At 60.4% G+C, this 18,110-nt stretch carries 11 protein-coding genes and 3 pseudogenes; 7 read left to right on the top strand and 7 right to left on the bottom strand.

Annotated features, from left to right (window positions below):
* Positions 1–167: pseudogene (locus tag STE01S_RS20175) on the top strand (IS256 family transposase); the annotation flags it as partial.
* A 25-nt stretch (positions 168–192) separates the two neighbouring features.
* On the opposite strand, the gene STE01S_RS18935 reads toward STE01S_RS20175, so the two are convergent.
* Genes STE01S_RS18935 through STE01S_RS18925 form a run of 3 tightly spaced genes read right to left on the bottom strand, consistent with a single transcriptional unit; the run spans position 193 to position 2,674 of the window.
* The gene (locus STE01S_RS18935) at positions 193–1,221 is read right to left on the bottom strand and encodes a hypothetical protein (RefSeq protein ID WP_162928358.1); all 1,029 of its coding nucleotides are present in this window, start codon (positions 1,219–1,221) and stop codon (positions 193–195) included.
* A complete protein-coding gene (locus tag STE01S_RS18930) occupies positions 1,218–2,045 on the bottom strand; it encodes a hypothetical protein (RefSeq protein ID WP_062770772.1) in 828 nt (275 codons plus the stop codon). The genes STE01S_RS18935 and STE01S_RS18930 overlap by 4 nt, the downstream gene beginning before the upstream one ends.
* Complete coding sequence (locus STE01S_RS18925) at positions 2,042–2,674, bottom strand: hypothetical protein (RefSeq protein WP_062770770.1); 633 nt, start codon at positions 2,672–2,674, stop codon at positions 2,042–2,044. Before STE01S_RS18925 ends, STE01S_RS18930 begins: the two co-directional genes overlap by 4 nt.
* Before the next feature lie 142 nt (positions 2,675–2,816).
* On the opposite strand from STE01S_RS18925, the gene STE01S_RS18920 reads away from it, so the two are divergent.
* Positions 2,817–4,898, top strand: a complete 2,082-nt coding sequence (locus STE01S_RS18920) for a MobA/MobL family protein (protein ID WP_162928357.1) — start codon at positions 2,817–2,819, stop codon at positions 4,896–4,898.
* A gap of 6 nt (positions 4,899–4,904) precedes the next feature.
* Here the strand turns inward: STE01S_RS18920 and STE01S_RS20605 are convergent, their stop codons facing one another.
* Positions 4,905–5,204, bottom strand: a complete 300-nt coding sequence (locus tag STE01S_RS20605; RefSeq protein WP_162928356.1) for a hypothetical protein — start codon at positions 5,202–5,204, stop codon at positions 4,905–4,907.
* A gap of 330 nt (positions 5,205–5,534) precedes the next feature.
* Between STE01S_RS20605 and STE01S_RS18915 the strand changes: the two genes are divergently transcribed.
* The 3 genes from STE01S_RS18915 to STE01S_RS18905 all read left to right on the top strand — a co-directional run bounded on the left by STE01S_RS18915 (position 5,535) and on the right by STE01S_RS18905 (position 8,124).
* Positions 5,535–6,416, top strand: coding sequence for a 3'-5' exonuclease (locus STE01S_RS18915; RefSeq protein ID WP_062770766.1), 882 nt, complete (start codon positions 5,535–5,537; stop codon positions 6,414–6,416).
* Between the two features lie 272 nt (positions 6,417–6,688).
* On the top strand, positions 6,689–7,189 hold the full coding sequence (locus STE01S_RS18910) for a hypothetical protein (protein ID WP_062770764.1): 501 nt from the start codon (positions 6,689–6,691) through the stop codon (positions 7,187–7,189).
* 86 nt (positions 7,190–7,275) lie between these two features.
* Positions 7,276–8,124, top strand: a complete 849-nt coding sequence (locus STE01S_RS18905; RefSeq protein ID WP_062770762.1) for a 3'-5' exonuclease family protein — start codon at positions 7,276–7,278, stop codon at positions 8,122–8,124.
* A 159-nt stretch (positions 8,125–8,283) separates the two neighbouring features.
* On the opposite strand, the gene STE01S_RS18900 is transcribed toward STE01S_RS18905, so the two are convergent.
* Positions 8,284–8,823: a hypothetical protein gene (locus STE01S_RS18900; protein ID WP_062901872.1), complete on the bottom strand. Its 540-nt coding sequence runs from the start codon at positions 8,821–8,823 to the stop codon at positions 8,284–8,286.
* A gap of 521 nt (positions 8,824–9,344) precedes the next feature.
* On the opposite strand from STE01S_RS18900, the gene STE01S_RS18895 reads away from it, so the two are divergent.
* Both STE01S_RS18895 and STE01S_RS18890 read left to right on the top strand, forming a co-directional pair.
* The gene (locus STE01S_RS18895) at positions 9,345–15,314 is read left to right on the top strand and encodes an autotransporter domain-containing protein (RefSeq protein WP_062770758.1); all 5,970 of its coding nucleotides are present in this window, start codon (positions 9,345–9,347) and stop codon (positions 15,312–15,314) included.
* Positions 15,315–15,389: 75 nt separating this feature from the next.
* Positions 15,390–16,922 (top strand): class I SAM-dependent methyltransferase, encoded by a 1,533-nt coding sequence (locus tag STE01S_RS18890; RefSeq protein WP_062770756.1) that lies wholly within the window; start codon positions 15,390–15,392, stop codon positions 16,920–16,922.
* Here STE01S_RS18890 and STE01S_RS18885 read toward each other — a convergent pair.
* Positions 16,919–17,876: pseudogene (locus STE01S_RS18885) on the bottom strand (IS481 family transposase). The gene STE01S_RS18890 and the pseudogene STE01S_RS18885 overlap by 4 nt on opposite strands.
* Positions 17,877–17,984: 108 nt before the next feature.
* A pseudogene (locus STE01S_RS20170) lies at positions 17,985–18,110 on the bottom strand (IS256 family transposase); the annotation flags it as partial.

Below are 18,110 nucleotides of genomic sequence, written 5' to 3'. Positions count from 1 at the left end.
CGAACGAAGACAGCATCATCCGCCTCGTCGGGGCTGTGCTGATGGAGCAGAACGACGAGTGGCAGCTCCAGCACCGATACATGCAGATCGAAGGCATGGCCGAACTCAACCAACCCATGATCGAGGAGGAAAATCAGCCCCTACACATCACCGCCAAAGCCGCCTGACGATGGCCCACGGCCACAGCCGAAATTACACCACCTTGACGGACGCGACCACCTGCTTCGAGTTCATCGTCGGGTGAAGGCTACGAACATGTGCAACCGAACCGTAGATGAACGTCCCAGTTGGGTCCCTGTGAGTGTGCATCGCCGCCATAGACGTGGACGACTTCAAAGTTGTCTGGATTGAGTTGCGAGTGACGCCGCCCGCGAACTTTAGCGTATCGATGATCTCGAACAGCCGTTCGAACTCATTCATCAGCGACGCACCGTTAAGCAGGTGAATCGCAAATTTGCGAACGCTCTTGCGATGGGGCGGTCGCAGCAACCCACAACGGCGGGCGGTTTGCACTTGCTTCATGGCCGACCTCATGTCCCGGCGCCAGATTGTGACGTATAGTGCCGTATGATCGCGCTGGAGCGCGACCAGGTTGTCGCGGTGGATCGCGGCGCTGTACGAGAGTAGCGCTTCCTGCATTTCATCCGTCACGTTGGCCGCGTCATATGCGAGCAAATGAATGAGCGCGGGGGCGACACCATTGGGGACGCCCAGCGCCCCGCGATCTGCCTCGGCGATGTTCTCGGGATCGCGGCGATAGATGAGATGCGGCAGCGCTCGCGAAGAATAGAGCGGGCTATAGCGCTGGACGGTGAACCAATCGGTCTGCGCTTTGCCAGCCGGCAGTGGCACGCCGTCGATTGTGACGACCAGGCCATCGAATTTAAAGCCGTTCAGCTTACTGAGCGCGGCCACGATCGCTTTGTCAGGTGCAGGGATATGTGCGTGCTCAATCACCAGCTTCTCGTGGAGGGCAATGACCACGGGGTGGTCAATACACAAGATGTCGCGCACACCGACCATGCGCCGACCCGCTCTGGCCGCGAGCGTCATTGCTGTCTGTGACACCAACCCGGCGTCGGGATCCTCTTCGAGCCATTCTTCCGACTGTTTTTTGAGTCGATCGGCGATCAACCATATGCCCGGGAACGCCAGAACTTGGGCGCGGGCATGGGGCTTATCGAGGCGGTCGTCATGCATGGCTCGGAAATTTGCGGTCACAAAATATTCCTCTTTGATCGCCAGTCGGCGGCATATGCGGTCCAAGCGGCGTCTTCGCGAACCACCGTCTCGCGATCGAACCTCTCGAGGTCTCCTTGTAGGAGAGAGAGTCGCTCCCAAGAAGTGATCGCTGAGCTGACCGCCTCGTAGAGCCTGTCAGCGGCGGTTATGCTTGCCAGTGCGGGACGCAGTCGGATGAGTTCCTCCGCGATGCAAACCACCTCCCGTTCGATGGCCAGCGGGTCGGCCAGGCGGTGGGCGTGTCCATAGCGATCGACCCAAGCGAACCAGCCGTCCCCGGTCTGCACACCGCGGGCAAAGCGCGGCTGGGTGTCAAGCCATGCCTTTGCTTCCCCTCGCGTTACCGCATCGATAGGCGCGGCGCGCGATGCGCACGCCGCGATCGCACGCCGTTGGATCGCGGTCATTGGCTCGGCGAACATCCGTGCTGGAGTGTCGGACGTATCGTCCATGGCGTCGAGTAGTGGAGCTTGTTCACTGTGCAGTTCTACCACGAGCAGCACGTCGGCAATCATCGTCGGCAGCCGGTCGATCCTTTCGGCCAGCATCGCGGCCTCAGCCCGCGTGGCGGCGATCGCGTGCTCGTTCCAACTGCCTACGTCGGCGCGCAGCTGCTCAAGTCTTGGCTGGAGTTTGCCGATCGAGGCGCGCGCCGCAGCGCGCAGCTGACGATCGCTTGAGTCTAGGAAATCGAAGTATTGTTCCATCTCTAGCGCGACGTGCGCCGCTTCGGCCTCTATGGGAGCCGGGCTTTCGAGTTCGTGCCGCTGTCCGTCGCGATCGATCCAAACGAACGCGCTCACGCGGTAAACTCCCGATAATTCAAGTTGGCGCCGTGAGTTTCCAGCCAGTCGGCGGCGTCGCCGCGCGAAAGATGTCCCGGCAAGTCGATTCCGCGCAACCGACAGGTCACGCGCATGAGCCAGCGTTGGCCGCGCGTCATGCCCTCCGTGCGCCAAGCGCCATTGAGATGAAACTCCTCGTCCCGTGTGAGCCATTGGTTGCGATCCTCATCGTAGGCGGCAAGACGGCGCATCCAGGTCTCATATTGACCTCGCGCAGACATATCTCGATGATTGCCATCAATCATCGTCACGATCGCTTGTCCGAATGACAACGACGGATCGGCATCGATCAGTTCGTCAATGACACCACAGACCTGATCAGCCCGAAAGGCCAGCATCCCCGCCAACGCATCGGCGTCGATCGCCGATAGGCCATGGTTCGCCAATACGCCGCCCAGAGCGATCTTGTGGTGCACCTCGCTGGGCTCGGCAACCACGGTCTTGTAGTGAGGCGCAATGAGTGCTCGGCGGCGCTCTGTGATTGCAGCCCGGTCCTCGCCTAACCGCGCGATATCGGCGTCGGCCTGGGCCAAAATTCGGTCGATGTCCGGCTGGCCATCGGCGTTATCGTCAATTTGCGAATTCATCGTCGCTTCTCCTTTTTGGTTGAAGCAACACCATCGATCGAGTCGATCGTTGAACCTTCCCGGAGACGTGTCCGGGAGGGTTCGCTGATTCGAAGGAGATAGAGTTGGGAGGCATAAGATTGGCGCAAGAAATGTTTCACCGATGGCGAAACCCTCGACACCCTCCCGGGCACTTCGGAATGCCCCCCAACGCAAGGAGCATCGCTATATCGATGCTCTCATCAGCGACGATTTCGGTCGCCCTTCTAAGCTGACTATCCAAAGCGCCAACAGCTTCGCGAAGAAAAAGTTGGATGCCGCTTCACAGTCGCTACAACTCAGGAACGAACAACAGCAAAAGAAGGCCCGCCGGATCGAGGTCCGAGACTGGCGCAATGCGGAGCGCTACATCGCCGCTGAGCTTCGGGACAGCGATCGTCGCTCCCGTGCGCTATGGCGTTCGCTGAATACCAAGGTACGGCCAGACCAAAAAGTCCGTCATACGCCGCCGAGAGAGCGGAAACGCGCGTGGCCGTTCGCATCTGTCGCTTTGCCGAGATATGATGGCCCAGTGATCGACCGGAACCGCCAAAGAGGCGTGTTCATGCGTATGCGCTATTATTCGCGCAAAACCGCCAAGGCGGGCGTGTCGCAGCGGGTCGCCCTATACTGCTACCATGGAGCCGAACTCGACGAGGACGGCGATCCATATGTTGCGACAAATGTCGGCTATAGCATTGAGGAGGCGCTGTGCGGCTTTGACCATCTCGAGCAGATCAACTGGTCGGCGCAGAAGAATGCGAAGCTGCTGATGCACGGCATCCTTGCCGTGGACCATCGACAGTCACCGGACGAGATGATGGCCTGTGGAGTTCGCTGGGCCGAGGGCGCGCTCGGTCGGTTTGATCTGCCGTACCTGGTCACGCTGCATGCGCCGCCGCCAGACGGCGACCAGCGCAACTGGCACCTGCATATCCTCTGGTCATATCGGCCAATGGTTCGCACTGGAGACCATGAATGGGACGTCGGCGCAATGCTGCGCACTGACCTCGACAACCCCAAGGCAATGAAGGCCTTCCGTGAAATGTTCGCCGCCGTTATGACCGAGATGTCTTATGAGGCCGGACAAAACCAGGTCTGGACCGCCAAGAGCAATGCCGACCGCGGACTGCCGCACGAGCCGCAGGTTCATCTCGGCGGTGCAAAGACCAATATGGCGCGTGATGGCGAATATGTTGCCGAGAACGAAGATAACCACGAACGCGTCTTGCGCTCGAAGGCGGCAGCCATCGACGACGCGCTGCGCCATGCAGATGCGGTACTGACCAACGCCCAGATAGTAGCGCGCGCCCTAACCAGGCGTTTCGCTCGGTTACCGATGCTATCGATGCCAGTTCCGCAGCGGGCAGCCTCGGCATTGACGTCGGTGAATACAGAAATCTACAGCGTCGCGCCGCCTCTCTCGATGAAGACGATCGATGTGCCGGCAGTCCCACCGATCAGGCCCGAGGCGACCCGCCTCGTCGGTTCTATGCCGGTGCGTGAGCGAAATATTGCCCGCCGTTCAACGGCGGCGGTCTCGCTATCAGGATGCCCGGCGGCAACTCCGCGTCCGGCGCGGATCGAAATCGCAAATTTGCGAAATTGGCGGCTTCCACCGCTGGCATCGAACCGCGAGCCGAACGTAAAGCTGCCAGCGATCGCGAAGTCGGCAACGATGTCAAAGGTACCGTTTCCGACGCAAGCGCTCCTGCTCCGATCGGTCTACAAGCGTGATCAGAGCATTGAACCGCCGCGCCCTGTCCGGCCGATTGTCCCGCAACTGTCGGAATTCGCAACATCTTGGACCCGGCCAGATTTTGCCGACCCGGATATTCTTGAACGCGTCCTCGCTCGTAACGACGCTGAGCGGAAGCGTGACGAGAAACGCCGCAATCGCGAGGAAGAGACATCCGTGCGCGCGGCCCAGGCTGCCGAAGCAGCCGCCAGCCAACAAGCCACTACACAGCCTCAACCAACGGAGCCGCGCGCGGGAACATCAAATTCCCGTAAGAATGCTTGGCACCTTGCACGTGCAAAGCGGCTCAAGGCGATGATTGAATCGGATGAAGCTGAGCGGCCTGTCGATGGTGCACTGCGCCAACCGGGACGCGCGATCGAACGGCCAGGCGAGAAGCGAGAGGACAAAAATCCGTCAAGTCAATCCCCATTCCCGCGTTGGCCGGGGCAGGGCGTCTCCGAATGACCGCAGCTACTCCGGATCGCCGCTTTCCGACTTGAGCGCATCAATTCGCGCATCGCACGCCGTCACCACACGTCGCCCGTCATACATTACACCGCGATATGCAGTGCAAAAACATTCCAGCGTCGCGTGACGTGGCTCTTCGCTTGGTTTGGAGGGCGGGTGCTCCAATTTATACCACTGCGCCATCGGACAGGCGACGCAAACCGGCACGCGCGCCATACCAGTCACGAGTTCATAATTTTCGTCGAGCGTGGGGCTCAATTCATCACCCCATCCTTGCAGGAACCGACGGTCATTTTCGTTCATGTCCGGTTGAGTGGACGAAGTTGGATTAAGATCGGGCTAAATTGTGGTCTGTTTCTACATATTTGTCCGGGTCTGACGTGCCAGGCACGCGATAAGCGGACGGGTCGAGTCCATACTACTGCGGGCGGCGGATCGAGATGCGACTGCGGCACTGAAAAGCGTTGGTTCCGCCAGGCCGCGCTGTCCGAGACGGTGCTGAGGGTTTCCATCTAACGGCCTACGCATGTGACCGGGATGGAAAAGCTGCCGCGACTGCCTCTCCTGCAGCCGGGTGAAGAGGGGAGGAAAAGCCTCGCCTCCGCTCGGCGGTAAGCAAACAGGAGAAAATCCATGACCATTCCTAACGACGCCGCCTCGTTCGAGGCGGCGCTTCATCTCTGCGCGTCACGCGAGGATGTCCGCATCCTCCGGCGCGTGCGACCGATCCACGAACTTGTGAGCGACGGACCGCCAATTGGGCGAACACGGCGCATCGCGATTGTCGATACGGAAACGACCTCGGTCGATGTCCAGACCGCCGAGGTCATCGAAATTGCCGCCGCGGTCGTGCTGGTCGACGAAGCCGGGGAAATTCGCGCCATCGAAACAGCGCTTCGCGGCTTGCGCGATCCTGGCATTCCGATCCCGGCCGATGTGCAGCGGCTAACCGGAATATCGGACGACGACGTGGCAGGGCGGGCGCTGAACGTGCCGCGCTGGGAAGCGCTGCTCGGCCGCTCTGACCTGATTGTCGCGCACAATTCCGCCTATGATGCCCCAATTGTCGAACGCCTTTTGCCCGGGATCAAGGGGCATGCCTGGGCCTGTTCGATGCGCGAGATTGATTGGGCGGCGCATGGATTCGATGGCGCCAAACTCGGTCACCTCCTGATGCAGATTGGCTACTTCACCACCGGGCATCGGGCGGACGCCGATGTGATCAGTCTCGCACATCTGCTGACACATCGTCCGGACGGCGTGCGGCCGCTCATGGCAGAGCTGATCGCTCGGGCAGCGCAGCCGTCGCTGCGGTTCGAAGCGACGGGCGCGCCGTTCGACAAACGCCATCTCCTCAAGGCGCGCGGCTATCGCTGGGATGCGCGCGAGAAGGTCTGGTGGCGCGAGATCGCCGAAGCGGCGCATGAGGCGGAAGCTCTGTGGCTCGCGCGCGATGCCGAGCTCCGCGCAACACCGCGCGTGAACCAGCTCAGCTGGAACACCCGTTATCGATAGAGCGAGAGGGCCTCGCTGCTCTGGTCGCGCGAGCAGCGAGGCCAGCGAGCGTCGTTATGCCGCGACGCTTCGCATGAAGGTGAGGTCGCAATCTCTGCCTTCAGAGATCGGCTTAGCCTTCAATTTTCAAGATCCGGTAAATCGACGGCCTCCGGCAATTGATTGGCGCCGACAGGCGCAAGCCACCGCCGATGCGGCGGAATTGAGCACCGTGAGAGAGCGGAAAAAGGCTCCGGCCAAAGCGGTCGTCACCCAAGAGTAAGGAAGATAGCATGAACGACACGACGATGCAGGCGCTGCAGCACCAGAAACACGCCTGGGCTCTGCGCCACGAAATGGGCTTTCCGGCAGACCACAAGCTTACCCCGTCAATCGAATTTGGCACCGGTGGCGCGATCGACGGCGGCATCGTGCGCGAACTGGTTCTCCGCGCGATGGATCGGGACCAAGACATCATTTATGAAGGTCAGTCTCACACCGGCAAGTCCGGGTCGCGTGAGTATCTGGCAGTTATGCGCAACCAGCATTTGATCCACATCTTTCGATGCCGACCCTGGTCGGGTGACAGCAATGCGCCGGTCATCCTCGTGTCGGAATGCGGGAAAGTCACGATCCGGCTCGGCAGCGATGGCGCATTCGAATGTCTGGCGGGAGCGCCCTCCGACATCGCGGGCGGACATTGTCGAGCCTTGGCCCGCATAGAACGCGTCGCCGCCGAGGCGCGCACGCGTATCAAGACGCACACGTCCCAGCCGCGCTCCAGCGACAAATAATTAGGCCGGTGACGGCACCCATCATTCTCAAAACCACTGAACACCGCGGCGGGGCGAGCCTGCGGCGCATTCCAAAGGAAATATCTATGAAATACGAACCCCGTATCGGCGTTGAACGCCGACCGCGCTCCTATATTGTGCTCGACGTCGAGTCCGCCGTCATCGATGAAAGCGGCCATCGCCGTTACCAGGCCACGGAGCGGTATAGCCCCGGTAACGATAACAACCAGCCCGCGCGTCGCGGTTATACGCGAAGCGAAGATCCGCTGACCTGTCCGCGCTGGGTGTTCCAGACCATCGTCACCGCCTCTGTGATGGTGCTGACCGAGCATGCCGACGGCAATCTTGATATCGCGCAGTTCGTGACATTGAGTCAGCCGGACCATGACCAGCGGGCGATCGTGGCCGGCCTGTTCCAGCTGCTGCAGACTTGGCCAGACGCCGAGCTCGTGACGTGGGCGGGCATGGTGCACGACATTCCGTTGATCATGATGGCGGCATACAAGCATGGCCTGACGCTTCCCCGCGGCTGGCGCTGGCTGTCGTTCGGCGGCAACGATCCGGCTCGCCACCTGGACTTCGCTCGCATCGTGACGGGTGGGTTCAAGATGAAGCCGATCCATCTGGCCGAGGTGCTGGCTGCACTCGATATCCCGGCAAAAATGACGGCGCCGGCGTTCGCGGTCACGGGGCTCATTTATGCGGGCGAATGGGATGCCGTTCAGGAAGCCTGCGAAAGCGATACGATTGGCGTCGCATGGTTGCTTGCACGCTGGCGGCGGTGCCATGACGGGCGCGCCAATATCGACGTCGCGACGGATCGTCTCCTTCGCCGGATCATCGAGCTACGCGAGGGGCGCGGCTACGTCGCCGAACTGCAAGCGCGGCGACGACGATTTCTTGTGGAGGCAGGTCGCCGGGCGATGGCGGCCTGAAAAGTAACTTGCTTCCGGAGCGAACACGACTTGTGAACGAATGGTCAAATTTCGCTCGAGCAACGAGCCTTTGACCCACTAATGCAATGGGCTGGGCCGTGCAGTTGATCAGCACGGCCGGAGCCTTCATGCGTTAAGCTTCAGCGCGGTACCACTGCGCTATAGACGACGATGCCCAAATAAACGAAGCGGGGCGCGCAATAGACTGTCCGCCCCCTCCTCCATCGCTATCGGCTTAGAAAGGTCGGAAAGGCTATACCGCATTTCCCTCAACCATTCTTCGAAACCTTCTTCGCCCGCAATATCAATGCCTTCCAGAAACTCTCCCGTTGACTGCCGGACGACCTCTTCATCACGTATATCGGCTTCTACGAAATGAAGGTTGAGCCTAACTGTTCTGGAGGTAGTTTCTACCAGCGGAATAGGCAGGCTTTCAGTCAGCTTGCGCAAGCCATGGAGCTCGCGGCGCAGGCTGGTCTGCGCTTGCCGTAACTCGCGTGATCCCCAAAGTTTGTCTTGAATCCAAGCTCGCCAGCGCTCGCCAGAATTTGCGCTTGCGAGTAGTCCGAGCAGCGCAATCGCTTTTTTGCTCGTGACGTCGAGCCGATGGCCGTTCGGAGCGATCAAATGAAAGGCACCCAGAAATTGCATTTTATAGCGGACGCCTTCCGTCACCCGCTTTTCTTTACCGTCTCGCACGTTCCGCCCACCCCCACGTCGTTGCGCCATCCCCAAATTGTTGCAGTGACGTCGGAATTAGGGCGCACGTGGGGGGGCGAGCAACGCTGAAAATGGTGCCGGACGAATTAATCACGATCAGAAAACGATCTGCTCACGCGTCGATCACGACGCGCGAACGTATCAATCGGCATCTGCATAACTGATCAGCCGCGCAAGCCGGTTTGAATCAGGGGGAAAGTTCAACGTCAGAAAATTTCGGTGTCAGCGATCACGCGCACGGATCCGCGCGCCACTATCCGTATCACTTAATTTTTGCATGCAGAGGAATAACTATGTCGATTAACTCCGCTTCTCGTTTCCGTCGCCTTGCTAAGGGCGCTCTACTCGTATCTGCCGCTTTTCCGGTTTCGGCGCTGATCGTTGCGGATAGCGCGAATGCAGAGCAAACTGTGGAGGTTAGCGGACCGGAATCCGCCGCGAGCGTTCAAGCAAAAGTCGACGCTGCTAAAGCAACGCCCGATCGCGACATTGCAATTACGGTGACGTCGAAAGGTGCAATTTCGGGACCTGGAACCATCGGCATTGCGCCTCTGGGGGGGCAAGGCGACGGCGTCATTAACTTCGGCAATGTCGGTAGTATCGGAGCGGTCGACAAGGCCGGTGCGGTGACCGATTCGGTCGGCGTTGCGCTAAACGGGTCGTCGGCAAAGGCGGATAATACGCTGACCGCCACCAATAGCGGGCTAATCACAGGCGGTTTTTCGGCGACCGGCTTTGGCGGCACCGTGTCGCTCGACAACAGCGGGACGATCTACAACGGCGTTACGCTGATGGGTGCCGGCGATGTGTCGCTGACCTCTGCGGGCGCCGTTCGCTCGGGCAACGTAAACGTCCAGTCGACGGTTGCGCAGGCGACCACCAAAGCTGGCGATACGACGACCGACGTCTACACCAGTGGTGATGTCAAAGGCGTGATCGGCGATGTCGCCAGCGCCGACGGCAAGACCAAGGGCAGCGCCGTGTTCGTCGGTCCGGTCGGCAATGTCGATGTGACGGCAAAGGGCGTTGCGGGGACTGTCACCGGCTATACGGTCGGCTCGTCGGTCACTGTCGTAAACACGGCAGCAATTCCGCTTGCTGACAAATCGGTCGTAACCAGCGAGACCAGTGCGACTTATGAGGCGGGCACGGTCAAGATCGCCACGGCGGCAACCAGCAAGCTCGACGCCGTCAACGGTGTTGCCAATGGCAATGTCGATATCACCGTGGCGGGGACGGTCGAAAATGGCGTGAACGCGGTTCCGGTCTTCAATGTCAATTCGACGAGCAAGACCGTTCAGACGCGCGACAGTAAGAATGCCGTGGATCTCGAGCGGATCGACAGTTTTACCCGTGAAGCGGTGGCAGGCGATTCGACGATTAGGATTGCCGAAACGGGCGTGGTCGGCGGGGCATTCGCTCAAGCGACGCGGGATGCATCGATCAGTCATGCTGGTGAAGTCAAGGGTGCGCTGAATGCAATTGGCGGTGCTGGCGCAACGACCGATAGCGGCAGCACGACGACGACGCGGAACGACACGGGCAATTTGCTCAAGATCGTGACCGCGAACAACTCGGCGAGCGCAGTGGGCAAAGCGACGATCGAAATCGCCGAAGGCGCTTCCGTAGGGGGCGGCGTGTCGGCTACGGCGACCAGCGACGCATCGGTGATCAACGCCGGTGCAGTCGATGGCGCCGTTACCGCACGCGCCGGCAACGGCGGGGCGAGCAGTTTCGATCAGACGCTGATTTATGACGGAAAAGGTGGCCTCCTCGGCAACACGACGAAGACGACGAGCGGCCCCGCGGCCGGCAACGCTTCGGTCGTCGTCGCCGAAACCGGATCGATCGGCGGCAATGCCCTGGCGACCGCTACCAATAATGCCTCGGCGGACAATGCGGGTGCGATCGACGGAAATTTGACGGCGACCGCGGGCAACGGCAACGCTAACGCGACCAGTCAGGCTCTGGTGTTCGACAGCACTGGCGCTCTCCTCCTCAGCGACGTGTATGAAACGAGCGATACCCGTTCGAAGGGCAATGCTTCCGCCGTCAATGCGGCGACCGGTAAAGTCGGTGGATCGGTCAACGCCAATGCCACCCAGGATATTTCGATTGCCAATGCCGGCACGGTCGGTGGCGGCGTAAACGGCAATTCGTCGGGCAGCGATTCGACATACAGCCGCACCATTCTGACCCCGGCGCCGGTCGTCGATGCCACAGCCGGGACGACCACGACAAAATACAGCTTTGCCGACGAATCGGCGAACACGTCGACGACGGGTAAGGTGGGTTTCACTAACGCGGCGGGCGGCGTCATCGGCTTCAACGGGGTCGGCAACGTCAACCTGACGGCGGGCGGCGATATCACCATCCTGAATCAGGGTGAGGTTCGCGGCACGACCTATGCGGCGAGCAGCAGCAGCAAGTCTGCGAACGCCAGCAGCTATAATTCGACCGAGGTGCTCGACGGCAAAGGGGGCCGTTCCTTCACCGAGGATCGGACGAGCAAAGGCAGCAGCACAGCAACGGGCGGCAATGTCGCCGGTACCTACGCGGGCGCCAATGGGACCAAGAATTTCGTGCCGGGTGCCAACGGCACCATCACCCAGATTGCTGATCTAGCCAGCACCGCGACTGTCACAGGCGCTGTCTTCGGTAACGTAAACTCCTATGCGGGCAATTCGGGGGTGGCGGGTTCGTCCTTCGCGAATAGCAGCAGCGAGACGACCGTGCTCGACGTCGATGGCACCGGAACCTTCTCGGGCAAATATGCCGAATCGTCCGAAACGACGGCGATCAGTGGCGGTGACAGCAAGGTGACGATCGCCGGGCGCGTCGCAACCGGAAATGCCGGCGGGGGAGGCTTTGTCTATTCGCAGGGCACCAACAGCTCGTCAGTGGTGGTCAGCGACTCGGTCGAACAGGGCGTCACCAGCAACGCTTTTGGAGCGTCGGCAGGAAAGGCCGAGGAAGCGGGCAGCATCGCGCAGACCGTCACCAAGGGTACCTATGTGACCGACGAACTGATTGTGAAGAGCAGCAGCGCATCGGTGGTCAGCGATGGCGCCAGTTCGGCATCGATCACCGGCAAGGCGACCGCCAGCCAGGATACCGTCGGCGGCTCGGTCACGATCAACGGTGTGAAGTCCGCGTCGGCTGATGTCGCTGCCAAGGCAATCGTTGGCGGCGACCTGACCGTCAGCGCGAACAATGGAACCGACTTTGCGAGCACTACCGAGCAATCCTATGTCCGCGACGCCAAGACTGGCGTGGCGACCGCATCGGAAATCATCAGCTCAACCAGCGGTGCTGCGGCCGCGCAGGGCAACGCTCAGGCGACGATCGCCGGGACCGTCGAAGGCGGCACCTATGTGGCCGCGGGTCGCGGCGACGCGAAGGTCACTTTGACCGGCGTCTCGGAAGACTATGTCTCTGCGGTTGCGAGCGGCAGCGTCACCAAGACGACGGTCGAGCGCGAATGGACCGGCAAGACCAAGTCGGGGTCCGCTGACTTCGGCACGCTGGTCAGCAGCCTGACCGGACGGACGCTCGGCGAAAGCGTGATCACCGAGACGACTGTTGTCGGGGGTAAGGCCTCGATCGTGATCGACTCGGCTCAGGCGCTGAAGGACAAGGCGATCGCCGCGACCGAAGGCAACGCTTTCGCCTATGGCGTCGGCGGAGCATCTATCTCGGTGACCAAGGGGTCGATCGTCGGCGGTGATGCCAGCGCGATCAGCTATGCCACGAACAATGTTACGACTGCGACGACGACGAATGATGGCAAGGGCACCGTTACCCAAACCGCCTCGTCGACGAACACGATCGTCGGCGGTCCGGCTTCGGTCGTCAACGACGGTCAGGTGAAGGGCAATGTCCTTGCGGACAGTGCAACGTCGGCGACCGTCAGCAACAGTGGCAAGATCGCCGGTAGCGCGACGGCGCGTTCGATCGTCACCGCGACGGACAGCAGCAGCGTTACGACGGACGTCGGCAAGGCGTCGCTCCAGACGATTACCGAGACTTTCACCCCGGTCGTGGCGCTCGGCAAGGCCAGCGTGACTAACGCGGCGGGGGCGGTCATCGGGGGCGACATCAATGTTGCCGCCGGCGAAGGCGCTGTGACGAACAACGGTATTGTGGGCGGCACCACCGTCCTCGGCCAGAACATCGACACCGCGTCGCGCACCGAGGTTCGCACGGACACATCGACCGAAACCACCTACACGCCCGCGGCTGCACTGCTGGCGCAGACCTACACGGCCAATCAGAACGGCGTGTCGGGCGGCTTCTATGTCGGCGGCGGTCTCGACAATGATCCGACCGGCGAAGGTGCGGTCAAGTCCAGCGACGTGAAGGCGACGATCAATCTCAATTCGGGGTCGGCGACGCTCGGCAGCATCTTTGGTGAGCGTGACGAGGATGGTAACCGGACGACCGACACCACGGTCAATCTGGTAGGATCGGGCTTCCTTGGTGCCGATGAGATCGTATATCCGGGTGCGCCCACGTCGGTGCTTGCCGACAAGCGGAATCCGGTCCTGTCGCTTGGTAAGGACGCGCAGGCTGTCTTTGGCGGTTCGAACTATCAGGTTCGCGTCGTCGGCGTCGAAACGCTGAACAAAGAAGGCGCGGGGACGTTCGTGATCAACGGCGCGGCCTATGATCCCGGCCTGCCCGGCGGCGAGCCCGCCTACACTCTCGATGTCGGTAATTTCAACATCAAGGCAGGTGAGGTTCAACTCACGACCAGTCAAGCTGTTGATGCCGAATTCGGTATTCGCGGCGCCATCAACAACGCTGCGACGCTGGTCATCGGTCGCCGGATCACCCCGGGCCAGAACCAGTTCGGTAACAGCCTGGTTGGCCAGACCGAACTGATCGACGGCATCACCATCCGTCAGGTTGGCGATTATAACCAGACCGCGGCTGGCACGACGGTCGTCGGGCTGACGCCGACGCTGATCCGCGTTTATCCGAGCTCAGTGTCGTCCGGTGCGACCCTGCCCGAGCCGCTGGGTCCGGTCACCGGCGGCGTCAGCGTGGGCTACTTCACCACGCCGGCGCTGGCGGGGGTTGATGTCGATCCGTCGCGGGTCAACATCACGGGTAACTTGAACCTGGCTGGCAAGGTCGCGGTGAATGTCTATCGTGACAGCCTCTACGCCAATGGCGACGGCTACACGCTGTTCACCTATACCGGCACGGGAGCTGTTTCGGCCGCCGCCGCACCGACCCTGACTTCGCCCTTCGTCGGATTCACCCTGGTGCATGATACGGCGAAGAAGGAAGTTCGTCTGGAAGTGAAGCGCAGCAGCTATGCCGGCGGGGCGAACAACCCCAACGCCGTTGCCGCTGCGACCGGTCTCGACTCGGCGCTAGCCTCGGCCATCGGTCGTATCCGTACCGACGCGGCGGGCGGCGCGGGCTTCGCGTCGGTGACCGAACTCGGCTATGCGCAGGACATCGCCAACGTCGCCACGGCGCTCGACTTCCGTCTCTCGTCGGAACAGGCCGCGGAGCTATTCAACGAGTTGTCGTCGGGTGAGATTTATGGCTCGCTTGCTGCGGTCGATCAGAATGGCGTCTTTGGCCAAACGCTCGACATGCTGACCAACCGCCGCTCGTTCGGGGGCGATTTCGCGACGCAGCTCTGGCTCAATCCCGTCGGCAACTGGGGCAAGTTCGGTGACGGCGATGCCTTCGGTGCTTCGGACATCCGTGCGAACAGCTACGGTCTCGCCGGTGGTCTCGACTTCGCCTATGCTGCGGACGGTGCCTTCGGCTTCGGCGGGGCCTATGCCGAGCACGACATCGCCGCGCGCGGCACACCGGAGGCAGTTGATGGCCGCACCTGGACGGTGGGCGCTTATGTCACGCAGGGCTTCGGACCGATCTATGCCAATGCGAAGCTGGCCTTCGGCTGGACCAACTATGATGCGACCCGCACGATGAGCCTGCTGGCGCGGACCGCGGAAGCATCGATCAACGCCAAGCAACTAGATGTTAGCCTTGAAGCCGGTTATGACTATCGTACCGGCAGCATGACCATCACGCCTTATGGTAAGCTTGTCTTGCGCAGGACCTCGCTGGAAGGTTTCACCGAAACCGGAGCGGGTGCGTTCAGCCTCGATGTGGAAGGTCGCAAGAAGACGGTCTTCTCGCCGGTTCTGGGCGTGAAACTCGGTACCGAAACCGAGCTTTCCGACAGCGTCACGATTCGTCCCTTTGCTAAGGCGTCTTACACCTTCCAAGGCAATCTGCCGAACGACGTGACGGTTAGCTATGTCGGCGGTGGCGATGCGTTCGTTCTGCGCGGCGCGGAACCCGACAGCTTCGGGATGGTCGAGGCTGGGTTCGAAGCGAAGGTGGCCGACCGGTTGAACCTCTTCTTCACGGGCAGCCAGACCTTCGGCGGCGACAATAAGGTGACGGGCCTGCGTGGCGGCGTGACCTTCCAGTTCTGATTTCAGACTAGTCCACTGGGTTACCCCCGTGGGGGGCGTGTCCAAAGCACGCCCCCCTTTTTTTGGAGAATTGATATGTGGAATGCGGGATACGTATCGGAAGTAGACTACATTTACGGCTATTTCTCCGAGCTGGCGCCGGTACGCTTAAAATTCGCCCTACTTTCCCGAGGTGTTTCGCACGATGTTGGCGATAGCCCCAGTTACCTTGAACTGGGTTTCGGCCACGGTCTTTCGCTCAATATCAATGCGGCGACATCGTCCGGGCGATTCTTTGGCACGGACTTCAATCCTTCGCAGGCGGCTTATGCGGCCCAGATCGCTCGGGCCTGCGGTAAACCACTGGGCATCTTCGATGACAGTTTTGAGGAGTTCGCGCGCCGAGACGATCTGCCGCAATTCGATATCATTGCGCTTCACGGTATCTGGTCTTGGGTAAGCAACGAAACGCGCGACGCGATCGTGGAAATCGTGCGATTGAAACTCAAGCCGGGAGGCATTCTCTACATAAGCTATAACTGCAAACCAGGCTGGTCGCCGATTGAACCGCTTCGCCATCTTCTCAATCTGCACGCTGCGAAAGCAGCCGCAGGCGGCTTGCTGGCACGAGTGGATGAATCTCTTCATTTCGCGCAACGTGTGGTGGACGCCAGCGCAGGCTACTTTGATCTATACCCTAGCGTCGGAAATATGGTGGAGTCGATCAGGAAACTTGATCGGAGTTACGTGTCGCATGAATATTTCAATCGCCATTGGCTCCCAGAATCCTTTTCGGAAGTATCGGCCCGTTTGGCTGAAGCTAAAATGGATTTTGCCGCATCGGCCAGCTTGATCGATAATATGCCCGGCTTAGGTGTGCCATCTCATTGCCAAGGTCTTTTGGCCAGCATCTCGGATCTCGCTCTCTATGAAACCACGCGGGACTATATCGTAAACCGGCAGTTTCGACGGGACATCTATGTCAAAGGAAAACGGCAGATGTCTGTCGCCGAAGTAGCTGATCGATTGGAAGCATACAGTTTTCTCACGTTAGCAGAAACAGAGCAACTTCCGCTGACGCTAACGACTGCCGGCGGATCGGCGACACTGCGTTCTGAGATATATCAGCCCGTATGGGAGGCCCTCATGGCTTCCAATGGGGCAGCCGTGCCGTTCGGCGTGCTGGTCGACAGGATCGCGAGCGTCGGAATTACACGCTCGCAGCTTGCCGAGACCCTCTTCGTGCTGACGGGCCGCGGCGACGTCGCTCCGACATCGCAATCTGCAACTCCAGAGGATGACCGCATAGCATCGGTCGCACTGAATATGGAACTCTGTCGCCGATCCAAATATTCTTCGGGTGCGAACAACTTGGCGGCTTCGAACATTGGTTCCGCAGTCCCGGTCACCCGCGTTCAGCAGCTTGTGCTGCTCGCGTTATGGGAGGGCGTTGATGAAGTAGAGACAACGGTCTGGAGATGGCTCTCGGAGCAAGGAGAACGTCTTATCAGTGAGGGAGTAACGTTGGAAACCGTTGAAGAGAACCTCGAGGAGATCAGAAAGATCCATGGGGAGGTGACGTCGAAGCTATTGCCGCTCCTGCGACGTTTGGGAGCCGCTCCTGTCTAAGTGTTCAGCCCTGACAACCAGCGGATCAGATTGATGATGGATCGATCCGGCTCTGAAGTCCAGATTTGCCGATGTATTCATAGGGGTCTAACACGGAGTGTCTTGAGTCTGCAAACGGAGTCGTAGGCGGCCAGTCGACCAAGTGCGTGCGCAACTGATCGTGGCTGTCATAATGGAAGCGCTTGACGGTGGTGTCGTTGATGGTGGGTTCATCGGCTCGACTTGCCGGTTGGTCCAGGGATGGTTCGGCAAGGTGAGCCAATGGTCGAATTCGTTGGCCTCGCCTATCATGTCGAAGCACATCGCGCGTCCATGTGGTATTGCGGTTGCGCGGCTGGTCGGCAAACTAGATGCTATTATCAGTGAGAATCGATCCGGTAGGGCACGTCCTCGAGCAGTAGTTCCAGAAACGCCCAGGCTGTTTGCCTATTTGCCCTTGCTACGAATTGGGTGAGTGCGAACTTGCTGGTGCGATCCATGGCGACGAATAGATAGGGCTTGCCTTTGGCAGTCAGGACCTCGGCGACATCCATGTCGAAGAAGCCGATGGATAGTGTTGGAAGCGTTGCCGCGAGGGCTTGTCGCCCTCGACGCCGGGCAGCCGTGAGATGGCGTGGCGTTGCAGGCAACGGTGTAGCGCCGACCGCGTCAGATGCGGGATCGTCGGCTGCCGGGCATAGAGACAGTCGCCCAACGGCAATAGAGTGTTCGCCGAAATTCGACGACCATCGCTTCCTTAGCTTCTGTGAGGGTTGGGGAATGAGGGCCTGTCGGCCCGGTCTTCAGAGCCTCGACCGTCGTCTGCTTACGCCACTTCGCCTCCCTCTTCGGATTGATCCCCAGCTCCCGGCTCAGCGTCGCGAGCGAAGCTTGCGATCGCTGTACTGCTGCTCCGGCGGCGTACGCGATCGTGGCGCACCCGTGATGTATTCGGCCCCGAATGCCTCCTTCCATTGCAACGAAAGGGTCGCACCATAAATCCATAGGATCAAGCACATGGAAGCCAAATTTGGGTCGCGTCCGTCAAGGTGGTGTAATTTCGGCTGTGGCCGTGGGCCATCGTCAGGCGGCTTTGGCGGTGATGTGTAGGGGCTGATTTTCCTCCTCGATCATGGGTTGGTTGAGTTCGGCCATGCCTTCGATCTGCATGTATCGGTGCTGGAGCTGCCACTCGTCGTTCTGCTCCAT

Source organism: Sphingopyxis terrae subsp. terrae NBRC 15098, from assembly GCF_001598815.1.
In the GTDB taxonomy this organism is placed as follows: domain Bacteria; phylum Pseudomonadota; class Alphaproteobacteria; order Sphingomonadales; family Sphingomonadaceae; genus Sphingopyxis; species Sphingopyxis terrae.
Note: the sequence above shows the minus strand (reverse complement) of the source record. Positions and strands in the feature narration are given on the sequence as shown.